This is a genomic window from Paraferrimonas sedimenticola (assembly GCF_002282855.1).
Classification (GTDB): domain Bacteria; phylum Pseudomonadota; class Gammaproteobacteria; order Enterobacterales; family Shewanellaceae; genus Paraferrimonas; species Paraferrimonas sedimenticola.
Window position 1 is genome coordinate 371,348 of sequence record NZ_NRIR01000001.1, and the last position, 17,355, is coordinate 388,702.

Annotated in this window: 13 protein-coding genes; 4 read left to right on the forward strand and 9 right to left on the reverse strand. The window is 50.7% G+C overall.

The genetic code is table 11. From position 1 onward, the window contains the following. Positions 1-22: 22 nt before the first annotated feature. The 8 genes from nusB to ettA all read right to left on the reverse strand — a co-directional run bounded on the left by nusB (position 23) and on the right by ettA (position 8,262). Entirely contained in the window at positions 23-427 is a 405-nt protein-coding gene (gene nusB / locus CLC93_RS01620) for a transcription antitermination factor NusB (RefSeq protein WP_095504191.1), read from the reverse strand. Between the two features lies 1 nt (position 428). After that, positions 429-905, reverse strand: a complete 477-nt coding sequence (gene ribH, locus CLC93_RS01625; protein WP_095504192.1) for a 6,7-dimethyl-8-ribityllumazine synthase — start codon at positions 903-905, stop codon at positions 429-431. A gap of 163 nt (positions 906-1,068) precedes the next feature. Beyond that, entirely contained in the window at positions 1,069-2,187 is a 1,119-nt protein-coding gene (gene ribBA, locus CLC93_RS01630; protein ID WP_095504193.1) for a bifunctional 3,4-dihydroxy-2-butanone-4-phosphate synthase/GTP cyclohydrolase II, read from the reverse strand. A gap of 206 nt (positions 2,188-2,393) precedes the next feature. Further along, entirely contained in the window at positions 2,394-3,050 is a 657-nt protein-coding gene (locus CLC93_RS01635; RefSeq protein ID WP_095504194.1) for a riboflavin synthase, read from the reverse strand. Between the two features lie 15 nt (positions 3,051-3,065). Next, positions 3,066-4,181: a bifunctional diaminohydroxyphosphoribosylaminopyrimidine deaminase/5-amino-6-(5-phosphoribosylamino)uracil reductase RibD gene (gene ribD, locus CLC93_RS01640; protein WP_095504195.1), complete on the reverse strand. Its 1,116-nt coding sequence runs from the start codon at positions 4,179-4,181 to the stop codon at positions 3,066-3,068. A 46-nt stretch (positions 4,182-4,227) separates the two neighbouring features. After that, positions 4,228-4,680, reverse strand: coding sequence for a transcriptional regulator NrdR (gene nrdR, locus CLC93_RS01645; protein ID WP_095504196.1), 453 nt, complete (start codon positions 4,678-4,680; stop codon positions 4,228-4,230). 174 nt (positions 4,681-4,854) lie between these two features. After that, positions 4,855-6,111: a serine hydroxymethyltransferase gene (glyA, locus tag CLC93_RS01650; protein ID WP_095504197.1), complete on the reverse strand. Its 1,257-nt coding sequence runs from the start codon at positions 6,109-6,111 to the stop codon at positions 4,855-4,857. Positions 6,112-6,594: 483 nt separating this feature from the next. Then, positions 6,595-8,262: an energy-dependent translational throttle protein EttA gene (ettA, locus tag CLC93_RS01655; protein ID WP_095504198.1), complete on the reverse strand. Its 1,668-nt coding sequence runs from the start codon at positions 8,260-8,262 to the stop codon at positions 6,595-6,597. Between the two features lie 556 nt (positions 8,263-8,818). On the opposite strand from ettA, the gene CLC93_RS01660 reads away from it, so the two are divergent. From CLC93_RS01660 to CLC93_RS01675, 4 genes are all read left to right on the forward strand, one after another. Beyond that, the gene (locus CLC93_RS01660) at positions 8,819-10,054 is read left to right on the forward strand and encodes an HlyD family secretion protein (protein ID WP_095504199.1); all 1,236 of its coding nucleotides are present in this window, start codon (positions 8,819-8,821) and stop codon (positions 10,052-10,054) included. Next, on the forward strand, positions 10,054-12,240 hold the full coding sequence (locus tag CLC93_RS01665; RefSeq protein WP_095504200.1) for a peptidase domain-containing ABC transporter: 2,187 nt from the start codon (positions 10,054-10,056) through the stop codon (positions 12,238-12,240). The genes CLC93_RS01660 and CLC93_RS01665 overlap by 1 nt, the downstream gene beginning before the upstream one ends. A 727-nt stretch (positions 12,241-12,967) precedes the next feature. Then, positions 12,968-14,350 (forward strand): phosphohexomutase domain-containing protein, encoded by a 1,383-nt coding sequence (locus CLC93_RS01670; RefSeq protein ID WP_095504201.1) that lies wholly within the window; start codon positions 12,968-12,970, stop codon positions 14,348-14,350. A 161-nt stretch (positions 14,351-14,511) separates the two neighbouring features. Next, the gene (locus CLC93_RS01675) at positions 14,512-16,011 is read left to right on the forward strand and encodes a capsule assembly Wzi family protein (protein WP_095504202.1); all 1,500 of its coding nucleotides are present in this window, start codon (positions 14,512-14,514) and stop codon (positions 16,009-16,011) included. Between the two features lie 56 nt (positions 16,012-16,067). Here the strand turns inward: CLC93_RS01675 and CLC93_RS01680 are convergent, their stop codons facing one another. Next, on the reverse strand, positions 16,068-17,237 hold the full coding sequence (locus tag CLC93_RS01680; RefSeq protein ID WP_095504203.1) for a nucleotide sugar dehydrogenase: 1,170 nt from the start codon (positions 17,235-17,237) through the stop codon (positions 16,068-16,070). Positions 17,238-17,355 lie beyond the last annotated feature (118 nt).

A 17,355-nucleotide genomic window follows, 5' to 3' on the forward strand; every position in this document is an offset into this window, starting at 1 on the left:
TCGCCTTCCTCTGTTCTGGCTGCTACTGAGAGGCGGCTAGCTTGTCTAGCGCGCCATTGACGAACTTGTGCGCGTCTTCCGCGCCAAAGGACTTGGCCAACTCGATGGATTCGTTAATCACCACCTTGTACGGCACATCCTTACGATGAATCAGTTCGAAAGCGCCCAATCTGAGAATCGCTTTGGCGACCGGGTCAACTTCTTCCAAGTTGCGGTCCAGCCAAGGCTTAATCGCCTCGTCTAGGTTTGACGCCTGAGTCGCTACGCCGGTAAACAGCTCACGAAAATAGTCGACGTCTACGCCCTTGGTTTCTTGCTCGGTCAAAATATTCAACTCGACATCTGCAACGGCATTGCCGCTCAGTTGCCAAGAATAGATCGCTTGCACCGCTAGACGGCGGGCTTTACGACGCTCAGATGGCTTCATATTACAGTTGCTCTTCCAAATTCTGCAGCACGTTGATCATTTCTAATGCGCCAAGGGCAGCTTCGCCACCTTTGTTTCCGGCTTTGGTGCCGGCGCGCTCAACGGCTTGTTCAATAGTGTCTGTGGTCAACACACCGAAAGATACTGGCGTATCGAACTCTAGCATGACTTGGGCTAGGCCCTTGTTGCACTCGCCGGCGACAAAGTCGAAGTGCGGCGTGCCACCGCGGATTACCGCGCCTAGGGCAATAATGGCGTCAAATTTGCCAGTCGCTGCCACGCGACGAGCGGCCAAAGGTAGCTCAAACGCACCAGGTACACGAACCACGGTGATTTGGCTCTCATCGATTTCACCAAAGCGCACTAGCGTGTCTTTGGCGCCTTCAAGCAGGCTCTCTACGATAAAGCTATTAAAGCGAGATACGACAATGGCGATGTTCGCCTGTTTAGCTGCAATTTTGCCTTCGATGACTTTCATTGTTCTTCCTATTCTGGTGTTTAGCTCGTCAAACGCGAACCAATCCAAGTCAATGCGGCGCTATGATAGCAAAAAAGCCTAAGCGCTGCGTGTCTTTTTATTAGGCCGAATGTGGCCTGTTTTTTATGGTATAAAAACGCCCGCTGCACACGGGCGCATTTGGTTATTCTTCGACGTACTCGGTCACTTCTAGACCAAAGCCCGACAGTGCGTGATACACCTTAGGCGAGCTCATCAGACGCATGTTGTGCACGCCCAAGTCCGCTAAAATCTGCGAGCCGATACCCACAGTACGACTGGTGCCTTGCCACTTGGCGCTCACTGGCACTTCGCCTTCATCTTCTGCTTCAAAGGTTTTTAGCTTTTGTAGCAGTTGCTCAGAGGTCTCTTCGTGGCCTAGCAAAACCATCAAGCCGCCTTCTTTACCAATGCGCTCAAGCGCCTTGTCGAGTGGCCAGCTGCGCGATTGGTCGCGCTCTGAGTACAAAATGTCGTTGATGGTGTTTTGCAGATGCACGCGTACCAGTGGGTTGTCGCCCACTTCGCCGTTTTTCATCACACCTTTCTTCATGACATAGTGGAGCTGATTATCAATGGTGTCGCGGTAAGTAATCAGCTCAAAGTCGCCAAAGCGAGTCGGCATTTTGCACTTAGCTTCGCGAACCACAGTGGTTTCTTTGTGATTGCGATACTCAATCAAGTCGGCAATGGTGCCCATCTTGATGCCGTGCTGCTTGGCAAAAATCTCGAGGTCGGGACGACGGGCCATGGTGCCGTCTTCGTTCAGAATTTCAACGATAACCGAGGCAGGCTCACAACCGGCCAAACGGGCCAAATCACAACCGGCTTCGGTGTGACCGGCGCGAACCAACACACCACCTTCTTGCGCCATTAGCGGAAAGATGTGGCCAGGCTGAACAATGTCCGCCGCCACTGCGTCTTGGGCCACAGCCGCTTCTACCGTGCGTGATCGGTCGTGCGCCGAGATACCAGTGGTAACACCTTCCGCCGCTTCAATCGACACAGTGAAGTTAGTGGAATATTGGGCGTTGTTGTTGGAGACCATCAAAGGCAGGTTGAGCTGCTGGCAACGCTCGCGAGTCAGGGTCAAGCAAATCAAACCACGGCCGTGGGTCGCCATAAAGTTGATCGCCTCAGGGGTCACCTTGTCCGCTGCTAGAATCAGGTCGCCTTCGTTCTCCCGATCTTCGTCGTCCATTAGGATCACCATCTTACCGGCGGCCATGTCTTCGATGATTTCTTCAATATTGTTCAGTGCCATGGGGCATCCTTACTTCTTAATTTTTTATGAGGGGACTGTCCCCTGTTGATAACTGACATATTTCGTTCGAAAACAGACCAACTTATACACAGGGGACTGTCCCCTACCCGAATAAGCGGCCTGTTTATCCACAGGCTTGGGTCTAAACCCTGCCTGCGCTAAGCCGTGACTACGCTGAGCTCTGGCTGTGTTAAGCCCGGGCAGTGTTAAGCAAAACCTGCTTTGGCTAACTGCGCCATGGTCACCCCTTGGCTGGCATTACCTTCGGCGCTGCGCCCTTGCATTAGGCGCTCTAGGTAACGGGCAATCAGGTCCACTTCCAAATTGATACTGTCACCCACTTGCAGGTCCACTAATGTGGTTTCTAATGCGGTATGTGGGACAATAGTCAATCGAAAGCGAGCACCGTCGAGCTGATTCACGGTCAAGCTAACACCATCAATGGTGACCGAGCCTTTGTGCGGTATGTAGCGCGCAAGCTCAGCCGGTGGTTCAATCCAAAACTCTATGGCTTCACCAAGGGCATTGCGCTCGACGCACTTGGCCATACCATCCACATGGCCTGAGACCATATGCCCGCCTAAGCGAGTGTTGGGAGTCACCGCGCGTTCGAGGTTCACCTTCTGGCCAACCTTATAGTGGGCAAACCCGGTTAACGCGACAGTTTCTGCCGAAACATAAGCGGTATAGCCGTTGGCAAACAGCTCGGTGACGGTTAAGCACACGCCATTGGTGGCAATCGAATCACCCAGCCCTGTGCCTTCTAGCGGCAATTTGCCACTGTTCACCTTAAGCGCAAGGCCTTTATCGCTTTGAGCGATACTTTCAATATGGCCAACGGCCTCAATGATTCCTGTAAACATGAGTTCCTGTAAACACTAGCTCATTCGGTAAATGCTGCGAGTATCCTCGCCAATTTGACGACGGTCGACGCACGATAACACTGGTACCTGTTCCATTCTGGTAAGTGCATCATGGTTTAGTAAATTACGACCATCTGCACCAATTAATTTGTCAGCTTGATACAAAATTAGCTCGTCTGCGAGGCCTTGCTCAACAAAAGCTCCGGCCAGAGTGGCGCCAGCTTCTACGAGTACTTCGTTGATGCCCTTCGCGGCTAGATGCTCAAGTATCGGCTTGAGCTGGCCGTCTGCAACTAGCTTGGTACGTGAAACGGACTGCGGCCAATTTTGCTCTGAGTAGTTTTTTTGGCTGATGAGCAAGGTGGGCGAGCCATCTTGCATCATTTGAAAATCTGGAGTGAGCTGGGCCTGGCGGTCTAACACCACTCGTAGCGGTTGTTTGAGATCTTTTAGTAGTTCTTTATCGCGGCCCATTTGCGCCCACTGCTCAGGACGCACCAGTAGACTTGGGTCGTCTGCGGATACGGTACCGCGACCTGTGAGTACCGCACAGCTCTGAGCGCGCCAATCCTGCACATCAGCTCGAGCCGCCGCGCCAGTTATCCATTTTGACTGACCATTGGCCAAAGCGGTTTTACCGTCCTGCGTTGCACCGAGCTTAACTCGAACATACGGCAAGCCGGTGAGCATACGCTTGATAAAGCCCGGATTGAGCGCTTTGGCCTGTGCTTCAAGTACGCCAGACACCACTTCGATGCCAGCCTCTTCTAGCATTTTATTGCCGCGTCCAGCGACCTGCGGATTTGGGTCTTGCATAGCAATCACCACTCGAGCGACTTTGGCTTTAATCAGTGCTTGCGCGCAAGGCGGGGTACGACCGAAATGACTGCAAGGCTCTAGGGTAACGTAAGCAGTAGCACCTTGAGCGTTAGCCCCTGCGGCTTTGAGCGCATGGACTTCGGCGTGCGGTCCACCAGCGGCGATGTGATACCCCTCGCCAACAACCTTTTGGTTTTTGACAATCACACAGCCGACGCGGGGGTTGGGCGAAGTGGAATAGCGCCCCTTACGCGCCAAGCGTATGGCGCGTTGCATATAGATGGTATCGGTAACCGCGGGCGAGAGAGACATGGGAGGGTTATCCGCTGTGAGCGTCCAAGCCGAAAGGAGTCACGGGCTACATCTTCTCGAGGCTAGCAATCGCTTCGCCAAATTGGCTGACATCTTCAAAGGCGCGATACACACTGGCAAAACGTATGTAAGCCACCTTGTCGAGCTCTTTGAGTTGGTCCATCACCAGATTGCCTACCATGGAGCTGTCGACTTCGCGCTCGCCGGTAGCACGCAGCGATGATTTGATTTTACTGACGCTGTTTTCAATTTGCTCGGTGGAGACCGGGCGCTTTTCTACCGCGCGCTGAATGCCGTTTCTGAGCTTATCTTCGTCGAAAGGCTGACGAGTACCGTCATGTTTAATGATGCGTGGCATCACTAGCTCAGCGGTTTCAAAGGTGGTGAAACGTTCGCTGCAGACATTGCAACTGCGTCGACGACGCACCTGATGGCCATCGGCAACTAAGCGCGAATCGATGACTTTGGTGTCATTGGCGCTGCAAAAAGGACAGTGCATGGAACCTCCGAAGGAACTTTCAGGTGCGAGTATTGGGTTTATGCCCGCTAGGGAGCCAGTTTGCAACTAGATGTGGGGGCAAATTTGGCAGATCTCAATAAAAACCTGCCAAAACATGGTCAAACTGAGGTTTAGGTCCATCGAGCTTTGTCAGCGCAATGGACCTAAAAGCGCTTATGCGTATACCGGGAAGCGGCCGCAAAGCTCAAGAACTTGACCTTTAACACGCTCAATAACTGCGTCATCGCCCATGTTCTCTAGCACATCGCAGATCCAACCGGTCAGTAGACGCGCTTCGTCTTCTTTAAAGCCACGGCGAGTGATCGCTGGCGAGCCGATACGAAGACCTGACGTCACAAACGGAGAACGCGGGTCATTTGGAACCGAGTTCTTGTTGACCGTGATGTTAGCAGCGCCCAAGGCGGCGTCGGCATCTTTACCTGTGATGTCTTTGTCGATGAGGTCTAGTAAGAACAAGTGGTTGTGAGTACCGCCAGAGACGACGTTAAAACCGCGCGCGATGAATTCACTAGCCATGGCTTGAGCGTTTTTCACCACTTGCGCTTGGTAAGTTTTAAACTCTGGCTCTAGCGCTTCTTTAAAGGCTACCGCTTTTGCCGCGATAACGTGCATCAGAGGACCACCTTGACCACCTGGGAATACCGCTGAGTTCAACTTTTTGTAAAGCGTCTCATCGCCTTCAGCGGACAGAATCAGACCGCCGCGAGGACCAGCTAGAGTCTTGTGAGTGGTGGTAGAAACCACGTGTGCGTGAGGTACAGGGTTTGGATAGACACCTGCGGCAACCAGACCAGCAACGTGTGCCATATCTACGAATAAGTAAGCACCTACTTCGTCGGCAATCTCACGCATCTTGGCCCAATCAACCACACCAGAGTAGGCCGAGAAACCGCCGATGATCATCTTAGGCTTGTGCTCTTGGGCCAACTCGCGAATGTTGTTGTAGTCCAGCTCGCCAGTTTCATTGTCGATGCCGTATGGGATGGCTTTGTAGTGCTTACCAGAGAAGTTAACTGGAGAGCCGTGAGTCAGGTGACCGCCGTGGTCTAGGCTCATGCCCAGTACAGTGTCGCCTGGAGTTAGCAGTGCCATGAATACTGCCGAGTTGGCTTGAGAGCCTGAGTGTGGCTGAACGTTGGCGTAGTCTGAGCCGAACAGTTCGTTGGCGCGTTTGATGGCCAATTCTTCTGCGATATCAACGTATTCGCAACCGCCGTAGTAACGCTTGCTCGGATAGCCTTCGGCGTACTTGTTGGTCAGCTGAGAGCCTTGCGCTTCTAATACGCGTGGGCTGGTGTAGTTCTCAGAGGCAATCAGTTCGATATGCTCTTCTTGGCGGCGAGTTTCGTTGACAATTGCCTGATGCAATTCGGGATCAAAATCGGCAATGTTCATCGCTTTGTTCAGCATTCGTCTCTCCTGACAGAAGTCGTGTTTTTGTTAATTTTGTCGAGTTGCCCGCATTCTAGCGGAAATGGCTAGGCAACACTAGCGCCCTAGGCCACAGGCACGCTACCAAAATCACGCGATTTTCTCAGGATCTCGCTCGCAACTTTGCCCCTCGCCTGTGCATAAAGCTCAGCTAACTCGCAGTTATGCAACCAGCTACCCACAGGGGACAGTCCCTTAAGGCAATTAGCCGGTGTTTTATCCACAATTCGTAGCTAAGACTCTTATCTACAGACGGGCACTCAGCCAAACGAATGAGAAGTGTGAGATTTAATCATAATGGATGGCTGAATTCTGTGGATAACCGCCGAAAAATTCGCCATTGGGGTATATGTTATTCACAGGGGACTGTCCCCTAACCCAGTTTTGAGCGGTTTTGTCCACAGGCGCCTAAACGCAAAAAAGGGCGACAAATGTCGCCCTTTGGTAGGAGTAAGTGGCTACTTACTTGCTAATTCGTTTGTACTTCAAACGGTGAGGCTCGATGGCGTCTTTGCCTTGAGTCTCTTTAAGCCAGCCGCTGTATTCGGTGTAGTTTCCTTCGAAGAAGTTGACCTGGCCTTCGTCGCGGTAATCCAGAATGTGAGTGGCGATACGGTCAAGGAACCAGCGGTCGTGCGAGATAACCATGGCGCAACCTGGGAACTCCAACAGCGCCTCTTCAAGCGCACGTAAAGTTTCCACATCCAAATCGTTGGTTGGCTCATCGAGTAGCAACAAGTTGCCGCCGGCTTTTAACAGCTTGGCCAGATGCACACGGTTGCGTTCACCACCAGATAGCTCGCCAATGATCTTCTGCTGATCCGAGCCGCGGAAGTTAAAGCGGCCTACATAAGCGCGCGATGGGATTTCAGTGGTATTAATGCGCAGAATATCCTGCCCTTCTGAGATCTCTTGCCAAACTGTGTTGGTATCGTTCATCGAATCACGGAATTGGTCCACCGATGCCAATTGCACGGTATCACCCAGCTCAATCGAACCTGAATCTGGCTGTTCGGTACCGCTTAGCAGCTTAAATAGGGTCGACTTACCGGCACCGTTAGGGCCGATAATCCCAACAATCGCGCCTTTTGGTACGCTAAAGCTCAAGTCATCTATGAGTACGCGATCGCCAAACGACTTGGTCAAACCGTTAACCTCGATGACCTTGTCGCCCAAACGCGGACCTGGCGGAATATACAGCTCGTTGGTCTCGTTGCGCTTTTGGCGATCGCCACTGTTGAGCTCTTCAAAGCGAGCCATACGCGCCTTTGATTTGGCCTGACGACCTTTAGGATTGGAGCGCACCCACTCAAGCTCCTTCTCAATCGACTTTTGACGAGCCTTTTCAGATGAAGCCTCTTGCGCCAAACGCGCGTCTTTTTGCTCCAGCCAAGAAGAGTAGTTACCTTCCCACGGAATTCCTTCACCGCGGTCAAGTTCCAAAATCCAACCAGCAACGTTATCCAAGAAATAACGGTCGTGGGTAATCGCCACCACTGTGCCTGGGTAATCGTCCAAGAAGCGCTCTAACCAGTTAACCGACTCAGCGTCCAAGTGGTTGGTTGGCTCATCCAGCAACAACATATCTGGCTTTTCTAGCAGTAAACGACACAAGGCCACACGACGGCGCTCACCACCGGATAGCACGCCAACTTTGGCATCCCACTCCGGCAAACGCAGCGCATCAGCGGCACGCTCAAATTGCTGCTCGATGTTGTGACCGTCATGAGCCTGAATAATCGACTCCAGCTCACCCTGCTCTTTGGCCAAGGCGTCAAAATCGGCATCGGGGTCGGCGTACAAAGCGTAAACTTCATCAAGACGCTTAAGCGCACCCGTGACTTCTTCTAGCGCTTGTTCAACCGCTTCGCGTACGGTTTGGTTTTCGTCAAGCTGTGGCTCCTGCGGCAAGTAGCCAATCTTGATGCCGGGCATAGGACGCGCTTCACCTTCGATTTCGGTGTCAAGACCAGCCATGATGCGCAACAGGGTAGATTTACCTGCACCATTGAGACCAAGCACACCAATTTTGGCGCCTGGGAAGAAGCTTAAGGAAATATCTTTGAGGATCTGACGCTTAGGCGGCACGATTTTGCCAACTCTAAGCATGGAATATACGAATTGAGCCATAGCGGGTACTCGAACTCTCTACTGAAAAGAAACCGCCGCATTTTCGCATATTTGTTGGCGAGATTCATCCGTGGGCGTGCGGGGACGGTCCAAGCCCAAGAATCTATACCTATCACTCCCAAGATACACCCTTGCTTGTGGTTTGAACGCTTTATTCGCCCATGAGCAACCGACTTTAAAACTTGTACATTTGTACTATTTAGTCAAAAAGCACCTTAAGCAATAAGTTTTGGGTAGTCAGTCCAATTTGGCGACGTCACCGAATAGTAAGCGAAACCCTGATTTTAATGTGGTTTTTTGTGCCTCCACATTTTTTCTAAAGATTTTTTCATAAAAATTAACCTTTAATTTCAGCAGCTTAGTTATCGCTGTATAGATTTCCTGACGGATTTCACAAAATTTTTTGTAGATTTCTCTTGCACATTAACAAAAGCGCTTCTAGCTTTAGCAATGTGTGAAGTGAACAGAAGTTCATGTGGACGCAAGAAGCGTCATTCAACACCCTTCACACCCATCAGCTGGATGATGAACACTTACAACGGACGTAGGGAAAAGCATGTCAGGATTATTCCGCAAACAGGCGGTAACACAGCAGTATCAGAGACTTGAAGGGAGCATCTCGCTCGCTCAGCCCTTGTCTCTCACGCGCTCCATTGTCATTCTACTGCTTGTCGCTGTAGCCTTGGCCAGTTTTGTTGTCACTCAAGATTTCTCCAAAAAAGAAACGGTTCATGGCTACCTAAGGCCAAGTGCTGGATTAATCAAAGTTTACCCCAACCTTTCAGGCGCAATTACCCACTTATTAGTTCGCGAGGGACAACAAGTCGACAAAGGGCAAGTACTGGCGAAAGTTCGTCATGCACAAGGGTACAATGCCAACCCCAGTCTATCTAAAGCGGTTAGCCAAACCTTATTAGAGCAACAAACAAGAGCCGAACAAGCGCTAAATTTTCTCAAACAGACTCAAGCGCTAGAAACCAAACAGCTGCAACAACAAATTCGCGATATCGAGGCTGCGCTGGAGAACAATCAAAAACAGCAGAGCATCGCCAATCAACGCCTGAGTATTTTACAGGCGCAGTTCGACGACCGTTTAATTCTGGCTGAAAAAGGCTACTTATCGGAAATCGAACTTAATCAAACCCAAGACACTCTGCTACAACTGCGTCAGCAATTGTCCGTCATCGAGGCCACTCAAATCGACCTGACGGACGAATACAATAGACTCAACAGTCTTTCCAAGCGGCTGCCCCACGACCAGGCGTTAGCTCTCAATGAGCACGCCACTCTGTTGGCCAACGCTCAGCAACGTTATCTCGCTCATCAGAGCCAACTCAACGGCAGTATTTTAGCGCCAAGCGCTGGCACCGTAACCGCGATCCGCTCCTACCAGGGCGAGACCCTTAGCCAGGGGCAACCTCTACTGAGCATATTGCCCAAAGACAGCTTATTGGTCGCTGAATTGCTGCTACCAAGTCGCAGCATAGGCTTTGTCGAACCGGGCCAGCTAGCAAGATTGCGTTTTGACGCCTACCCCTATCAGCAATATGGCTTTCTCGACAGCAAAGTAGAACAACTCGATGGTGCTTTGCAGTTACCCAGTGAATCCAAAGGTCCGTTTCAACTGCAAGAACCTGTGTACCGAGTGCAAGCCACGTTAAGTCAGCAAGGCTTGGGCGAGCTCCCTTTGCGTGCCGGAATGTTGCTACAAGCCGATGTCCACCTGAAGCGCCAGTCGCTTTGGCGTTGGCTGGTACAACCCTTTAGCGGTATTAGCGGGAGACTGCGCTAATGACACAGACTGCGACGATTAACCCAGTGGGCTCATCCAGCTCAGCTGCGACCACGCCCCAGGTTGACCCTAAGTCCTTGCTCAATTTTGGTGGTCGCAAGCGCCTTAAGCTGATTCGACAGAACGAAATATCTGAGTGCGGACTGGCCTGCATCGCTATGGTGGCCGACTACCATGGCAACGGCATTGGCTTAGCTCAACTTAGACAAAAGCTTCCTACAGGACTCAGTGGCGCCAACCTAAAACAATTGATTGAACTGGCTGCGGATATCGGCCTTAGCAGCCGCCCGCTTAAATGCCCGCTAGACCAACTCGAGCAACTGCAACTACCGGCCATACTGCACTGGGACATGAATCACTTTGTGGTTTTGGCCAAAGTTCGAGGCAGCAAAGCGTCAATTTTTGACCCGGCCAACGGCAAACTCGAGTTATCCGTAAATGAGCTAGCATCTCACTTTACCGGAATCGCTCTAGAACTCAGCCCTGCTAAAGATTTTCAAACCCAAGCCGCCGCGCCAAGTCTGAGTTGGCGTCAACTTTGGAGCCAGCTAGACGGTCTAGGTTTGAGTCTGGCAAAACTCATCGCCTTATCTCTGCTTTTACAGCTGCTGGCCTTGTTAGGCCCTTACTATATGCAATGGGTGGTCGACCAAGTCCTGATCGCCCAAGATCGTCCCTTACTCATGGTGCTTGCCATCGGGTTTGGCTTGGTTGCTGCTATCAGTTCACTCGCGCATTGGTTGCGCAGTTATCTGGTGCTTAGAGTCAGCGCCGTGTTCAACCTCAGCTTGGGCCGCAACCTGCTGCGTCACATGCTGCGCTTGCCCATGAGTTTTTTCTTTGCTCGTCACACTGGCGACATTCTCAGCCGCTTTCAAAGCCTGCAGCAAGTGCGTGAGCGACTGACCACAGGTGTCTCAGAAACTCTGGTCGATGGCGTGATGTCGCTGGCGATTCTGGCGTTCATGCTGATGTACTCCATCAAGCTTACCCTGGTGGTGTTAGCCGCAGTGGCCATTTACAGCTTGCTGAGGGTGTTTAGCTATCGCGCATTACGCCGAGCTCAAGACGCGCAGATCCGCGCCTCAGCCTCAGAGCAAAGCCATCTGCTGGAGTCGCTAAAGACCATGCAATCGCTCAAGCTATTGGGCCAAGAGCCTCAACGCCACGCCCAATGGCAAAACCGCTACGCCGATGTCATTAACGCTGATATACGCCTAGGCAAGCTCAATATCAACTACGCCACCGCTAACAAGTTTCTGTTCGGAATCGAGAATGTGTTGGTGGTTTACTTGGCCGCACAGCTGGCCATGGGCGGTATGTTCAGCGTGGGCATGCTACTGGCTTTTATGGCTTACAAAACCCAATTGGTCGAGCGAGTCGCGGGGTTAATTGAGCAATTGGTGCAATTTAGAATGCTCAAACTGCATCTCGAGCGCATTAGCGATATCGCCTTGGCCGATGAGGAAGCCAACCTAGATGGCTCTGGCTCGGCTGCGGTAACCCCGAACAAAGCCGTAGAAGTGACACTAGAAAACGTGTGCTTTCGCTACCCAGGCCAGAGTGAGTGGCTGCTAAAGAACATCAACCTCAGGTTAAAACCTGGCAGCGCTACCGCAATTGCTGGCAGCTCGGGCTCTGGTAAATCAACGCTCATAAAAATCATCCTTGGACTACTGGTACCCAGTGAAGGGCGAGTACTGATTGACGGCAAAGACATTCGCGATATCGGCCTTAGAGCTTATCGCCGTCAAATAGCAGCAGTCATGCAAGACGACCAACTGATATCAGGCACCTTGATTGACAATATTTGTGCAGGCGAGCCAACGCCTGATATTCAGCGCGCTACGCAGGCTATCGAGCAAGCCAGTTTGACCAGCACCATTGCTCAACTGGGGCTTGGCCTAAACAGTCTGGTGGGCGAGTTAGGCAATCAGTTGTCTGGCGGTCAGACTCAGCGTTTGTTTATGGCGAGAGCTTTGTACCGACAACCCAAATTATTGGTGCTCGATGAAGCGACTAGCCACTTGGATAAAGATAACGAGCAAAGCATTGTTGAGAGTCTTTCGACGCTAAGCATGACACGAGTGTCTGTGGCTCACAGGCAAAGCACCTTGGATGCAGCAGAACAAGTGTGGCTGCTAAAAGATGGGGGTTTAAAACCTGTACCTGCAGGGCAATGCTGACGCTACCAAATGAACTTTTAACAACTAGGTTTGGCGGTAAAACTGCTCTCACGTCGAGAAAAGCAAAGGAAAGGAAAACAAAGAACACAGAAGTTGAAATAAACCGAGAGACCGACGCTTCAAGACGAAGCCATTTCGAAAGCCTTTAGGGCCGCTAGGGAGAGCGCCTAAGCATTTAACTTAGGACTAGTAGGCAAAGGATTGCCATCGAAATTGACAACCAGGGAGGGTTGGTCGGTCTCTGCAGTCGGTCGCAAATGAGACTTAACAATTAAGGAAAAAGAGAGCAATAACAGGAGTCCGGAAAAAGTCAGAGAACTCGATAGCAATTAGCCCGCTTGCTCCTCTCTTGCGGAATGATTGCAGTCGCTGAATCTAGCCAGAAACAAACGGCCAAGGATGGCCCTACGCCCAAGGGCTGATGGCGGTTTGTGGGAAGGCGAAAGGATGTCGACGACACTCGTACATGGCCTCCGAATTGTACGAGCTCGTCGAACTGACAGGATGTCAGGCGCATGGAAGCAAACTGACTTTAACGCAGTATCCGGTCTTCTGTTATTGCTCTTTTACTATCTTTATTGTTGATGCTGCTACTTCGGTATTCGGCCCAAAATCCGCTTGAACAATTTTTTTTGTAGTGCAACCTCCCAACTAATTTGTGGCTGCTACACTTAGCCAATACCGCTCTAAGAAGCGGAATATCAACGCAATTTTGGGAATACAAACAATGTCAGCGCTGACCTGCTTCAAAGCCTACGATATTCGTGGCCGCCTAGGCGACCAACTCAACGAAGACATCGCCTATCGCATAGGGCGAGCCTATGGCGAGTTTTTATCCCCAAAAACCGTGGTGGTTGGCTCCGATGCTCGCGAAACCTCCGAGCCACTTAAACTGGCACTGGCGTTCGGTTTACAAGATGCCGGTGTGGACGTTATCGATATCGGCCAAGTGGGTACAGAAGAAATCTATTTCGCCACCGCTCACTTAAAAGTCGACGGCGGCATTGAGGTCACAGCGTCGCACAACCCCATCGATTACAATGGCATGAAGTTAGTGCGCGAGGGCAGTCGCCCCATCTCTGGCGATACCGGCTTGTTTGATATTCAACGATTGGCTGAGCGCAATGCCTTTCCACCTGTCGATATCAACAATCGCGGCCAGTATCGCAAACAAGATGTGCTCGCGAGCTATGTCGAGCATTTACTGGGGTACATCGACCTGTCACAACTGTCGCCAATGAAACTGGTGGTCAATAGTGGTAATGGCGTTGCCGGTCATGTCATCGACGCCATCGAGAAAGTATTTATCGAGAAAGAAGTCCCCGTTCGCTTCGTTAAACTGCACCACCAACCAGACGCTAGCTTTCCCAATGGTATTCCCAACCCCTTGCTACCAGAAAATCGCGGTGACACTCGCCAAGCCGTGATAAATCATCAAGCGCAACTTGGCATCGCTTGGGATGGCGATTTTGACCGCTGTTTTTTGTTTGACGAGCAGGGACAGTTTATCGAAGGTTATTACATTGTCGGCCTGCTCGCCGAAGCTTTCTTGCAATCTCAGCCTGGTGCCAAAATCATCCACGACCCGCGACTAACTTGGAACACCCAAGCCATAGTTGCAGACAACGGAGGAAAAGCGGTGATGAGTAAAACCGGCCATGCTTTTATTAAAGAGCGAATGCGCAGCGAAGATGCGATTTACGGTGGAGAGATGAGCGCCCACCATTACTTTCGCGACTTCTATTACTGCGACTCCGGTATGATCCCTTGGCTATTGGTTATCGCCTTGATGTCCGCCAAAAAGCAGAGTTTGTCTGAGTTAGTTAGTGAACGAATGAAAGCCTTCCCAAGCTCTGGGGAGATCAATCGTAAACTCAAAGATCCAGATACTGCCATTGCGCGAATCAAGGCCAAGTACCAAGATATCGCTGAGTCGGTCGACCGCACCGATGGCCTGTCTATGAGTTTTAATGAGGCCGCGGGACGCTGGCGCTTTAATTTGCGGCAAAGTAATACCGAGCCTGTGGTGCGATTGAATGTTGAGTCTGAGGGGAACCAAAAGCTGATGCAGCAAAAGACCCAAGAACTACTAGACCTTATCGCTGACTGACCACTGCCAGTGGTTTCGAAAGCGATTTTTAATACAACACAGATTCTCAGTTTTCATTAAAGCACATCATCATGGGTAGCTTTAGACCTACTCGCACTCGAGCGCATCTGATAAACTTTCCTTCCAAAATTTCAACTCAACTTGTTAACAAGGACGCTTGAGTGAATTTATCGAATAAACTTCGAGTCAGTGCCATCGCGATTGCTTGCTCATTGGCTGGTGCCAATGCAATCGCTGCCCCCTGGGTCGACACCAGCGACCAATTTCTCAGAGCTGATATCCAACGCTTAGCTGATGCAGGCGTGATTACAGTGCCGATTAACACCTTTCCACTGATGTGGTCTGGCATTGGGCAGGACTTGGAGCAAGCTGACCACCGCGCCTTGTCGCCTGAGGTGCTCGATGCGTTTAGCCGAGTTAATTTCTATTACAACCTGAATCGCAAGCCAGATGGTGTGGGTCAAATTAAGGCTCAAGCCACCAGTAACGATAAGCGTTTTACTGATTTTGGGCAGGCCCATCGCACACCGGCAAATTTGCAGGTGAGCTACAGCGGAATGGTGGACAGAGTGGCGTACAAAATCGCCGCCAGCGCCCACTACAACCCCAAAGATGGTGAGCACTACCGTCTGGACGATTCCTACGTGGCTATTGCCCTAGGCAACTGGATTATCACTGGCGGTGCGCAAGAGCGATGGTGGGGCCCGGGTTTCGATCACGCTTTGCACGTGAGTAACAATGCTCGCCCTATGCCAGCTATCAGTATATCTCGCAATAACCCTCAAGCTTTTGAAACTCCATGGTTGTCTTGGATTGGACCGTGGAATGTCACCGCTAGCATTAGCCAGATGGAAAAAGAGCGAGCCATTCCAAATCCATATTTAGTCCAGGCGCGGGTTAACTTTCGTCCTATACGGCAGTTGGAGTTTGGTCTTAGTCTGTCTAACCAACTCTGCGGTGAAGGGCAAAACTGCGAGTGGCGCAACCTTTGGGACATGATTACTGGTGGCACCGAGTGTGCCGATGGTAGTACCGATTGTGATCCCAGTAAAAACACCCACATAGGCAACAAACTTGCTGGGGTAGATTTGCGTTACAACGACACTTGGTTTAGTCAGCCAATCGGTATTTACTACGAACAAACCTGTGAAGACAGTGCAGGCCCCTACCCTTGGGATATTGCCGACTGCTCAAGGTTGTTTGGCGCAGATACTTGGATTCACAAACAGCAGGCTCAATTTAAGCTTTACGCCGAGTACTCAGACACCATGGTCGCCTGCGGCCCAGATCCAAATGCGTTTAACTGCATGTACGAGCACAGCGATTACAAAAGTGGCTATCGTTACCATGGTCGAGTCATTGGGAGCACCTACGAATCCGACGCCAGAAGTGCCATGTTTGGTGTACAAACCCAATGGCAGCAATACGGTCTCGATACTAAACTACGCTGGATCCAACTCAACAAAGACGGTAAGCACGCTCGTCCAGACTACACTGCAATTAGAGACAAAGAAGTGGTCGTCATGCTGAGCAACAGTTTGCGCACCCCGACTCCGTTCGGCTTATTGAATATTGGGGCCGATATCTACAACTCGAGAAAAGTCGAGCAAGGTGACAAGCTAAACGCAACGGTATACGCGAGCTTAGATTATCGATTTTAATACCCGCGCAACAAAAAAGACTGCCAATCGGCAGTCTTTTTTATTCTTTGCAAAAGCTAACTATCACTACCAAACAAGTCTCTGGTGTACACCTTGTCGGCAACGTCCCGAATCTCGGCCGTCAGTCTATTGGCAACGATAACATCCGCTACAGACTTGAACTCCTCCAAATCAGAAATCACGCGAGAGTGAAAGAACTCAGACTCTCGCAGTACTGGTTCGTACACCACCACCTCGATGCCTTTAGCTTTGATGCGCTTCATAATCCCCTGAATCGAAGAGCTGCGAAAGTTATCAGAGCCAGCTTTCATAATCAGGCGATGGATGCCCACGACTTTGGGGTTTCGCTTTAGAATACTCTCAGCCACAAAGTCCTTACGAGTGCGATTTGCATCAACAATTGCTCGAATCAAGTTATTGGGCACATTCTCATAGTTGGCCAGCATCTGCTTGGTGTCTTTTGGCAAACAATAGCCACCATAACCAAACGACGGGTTGTTGTAGTGCGAACCAATACGTGGGTCCAGGCCTACACCCTCGATGATTTGGCGACTGTCCAAGCCGTGTGTTTCGGCGTAGCTATCCAGCTCGTTGAAATAAGCCACTCGCATCGCCAAATAGGTGTTGGCAAACAGTTTGATCGCTTCCGCCTCGGTGCTATCAGTAAATAACACGTGAATATCTTGCTTCTCAGCACCATCGACTAATAGCCGAGCAAAAACTTCTGCGCGTTCACTTCTCTCACCAACGACGATTCGCGATGGGTGCAAGTTGTCTCTCAAGGCCATGCCTTCGCGAAGAAACTCAGGCGAAAAAAGAATATTGTCCACACCAAACTTCTCACGCACGCTTGCGGTATAGCCAACGGGCACAGTGGACTTGATTACCATGGTTGCTTTTGTATTGTGTTCGAGTACGTCGGCAATAACCGCTTCTACTGAACTGGTATTGAAATAGTTGGTGACAGGATCATAGTCTGTCGGGGTCGCAATAACTACATAGTCTGCATCTGCATAGGCTTTAGCTTTATCTGTGGTAGCAACAAGATCTAAATCGCGATTGGCCAGATAGTCTTCAATCTCTACATCGACAATGGGAGATTTTTTATCGTTGATAAGGTTCACTTTTTCAGCAAGGATATCTACCGCAACTACAGTGTTATGCTGCGCTAACAGAACTGCATTTGACAGTCCCACATACCCTGTACCGGCAATCGCAATTTTCATTTTCTAAACGGTCCTTATAAATTGTCGATTCTTTCGTTTCTTCTGCAGCGGATTATGATCGCTCAATCCACTTCTGGCAACCGCAAAGCAAAAAGGCTGCATTACTGCAGCCTTAATC

Coding starts and splice junctions, on each gene's coding strand:
- glyA (WP_095504197.1), bottom strand. CDS start 6,111: ATGCTGAACAAAGCGATGAACATTGCCGATTTTGATCCCGAATTGCAT.
- ettA (WP_095504198.1), bottom strand. CDS start 8,262: ATGGCTCAATTCGTATATTCCATGCTTAGAGTTGGCAAAATCGTGCCG.
- nrdR (WP_095504196.1), bottom strand. CDS start 4,680: ATGCACTGTCCTTTTTGCAGCGCCAATGACACCAAAGTCATCGATTCG.
- ribH (WP_095504192.1), bottom strand. CDS start 905: ATGAAAGTCATCGAAGGCAAAATTGCAGCTAAACAGGCGAACATCGCC.
- CLC93_RS01665 (WP_095504200.1), top strand. CDS start 10,054: ATGACACAGACTGCGACGATTAACCCAGTGGGCTCATCCAGCTCAGCT.
- nusB (WP_095504191.1), bottom strand. CDS start 427: ATGAAGCCATCTGAGCGTCGTAAAGCCCGCCGTCTAGCGGTGCAAGCG.
- CLC93_RS01660 (WP_095504199.1), top strand. CDS start 8,819: ATGTCAGGATTATTCCGCAAACAGGCGGTAACACAGCAGTATCAGAGA.
- CLC93_RS01635 (WP_095504194.1), bottom strand. CDS start 3,050: ATGTTTACAGGAATCATTGAGGCCGTTGGCCATATTGAAAGTATCGCT.
- CLC93_RS01670 (WP_095504201.1), top strand. CDS start 12,968: ATGTCAGCGCTGACCTGCTTCAAAGCCTACGATATTCGTGGCCGCCTA.
- CLC93_RS01680 (WP_095504203.1), bottom strand. CDS start 17,237: ATGAAAATTGCGATTGCCGGTACAGGGTATGTGGGACTGTCAAATGCA.
- ribD (WP_095504195.1), bottom strand. CDS start 4,181: ATGTCTCTCTCGCCCGCGGTTACCGATACCATCTATATGCAACGCGCC.
- ribBA (WP_095504193.1), bottom strand. CDS start 2,187: ATGGCACTGAACAATATTGAAGAAATCATCGAAGACATGGCCGCCGGT.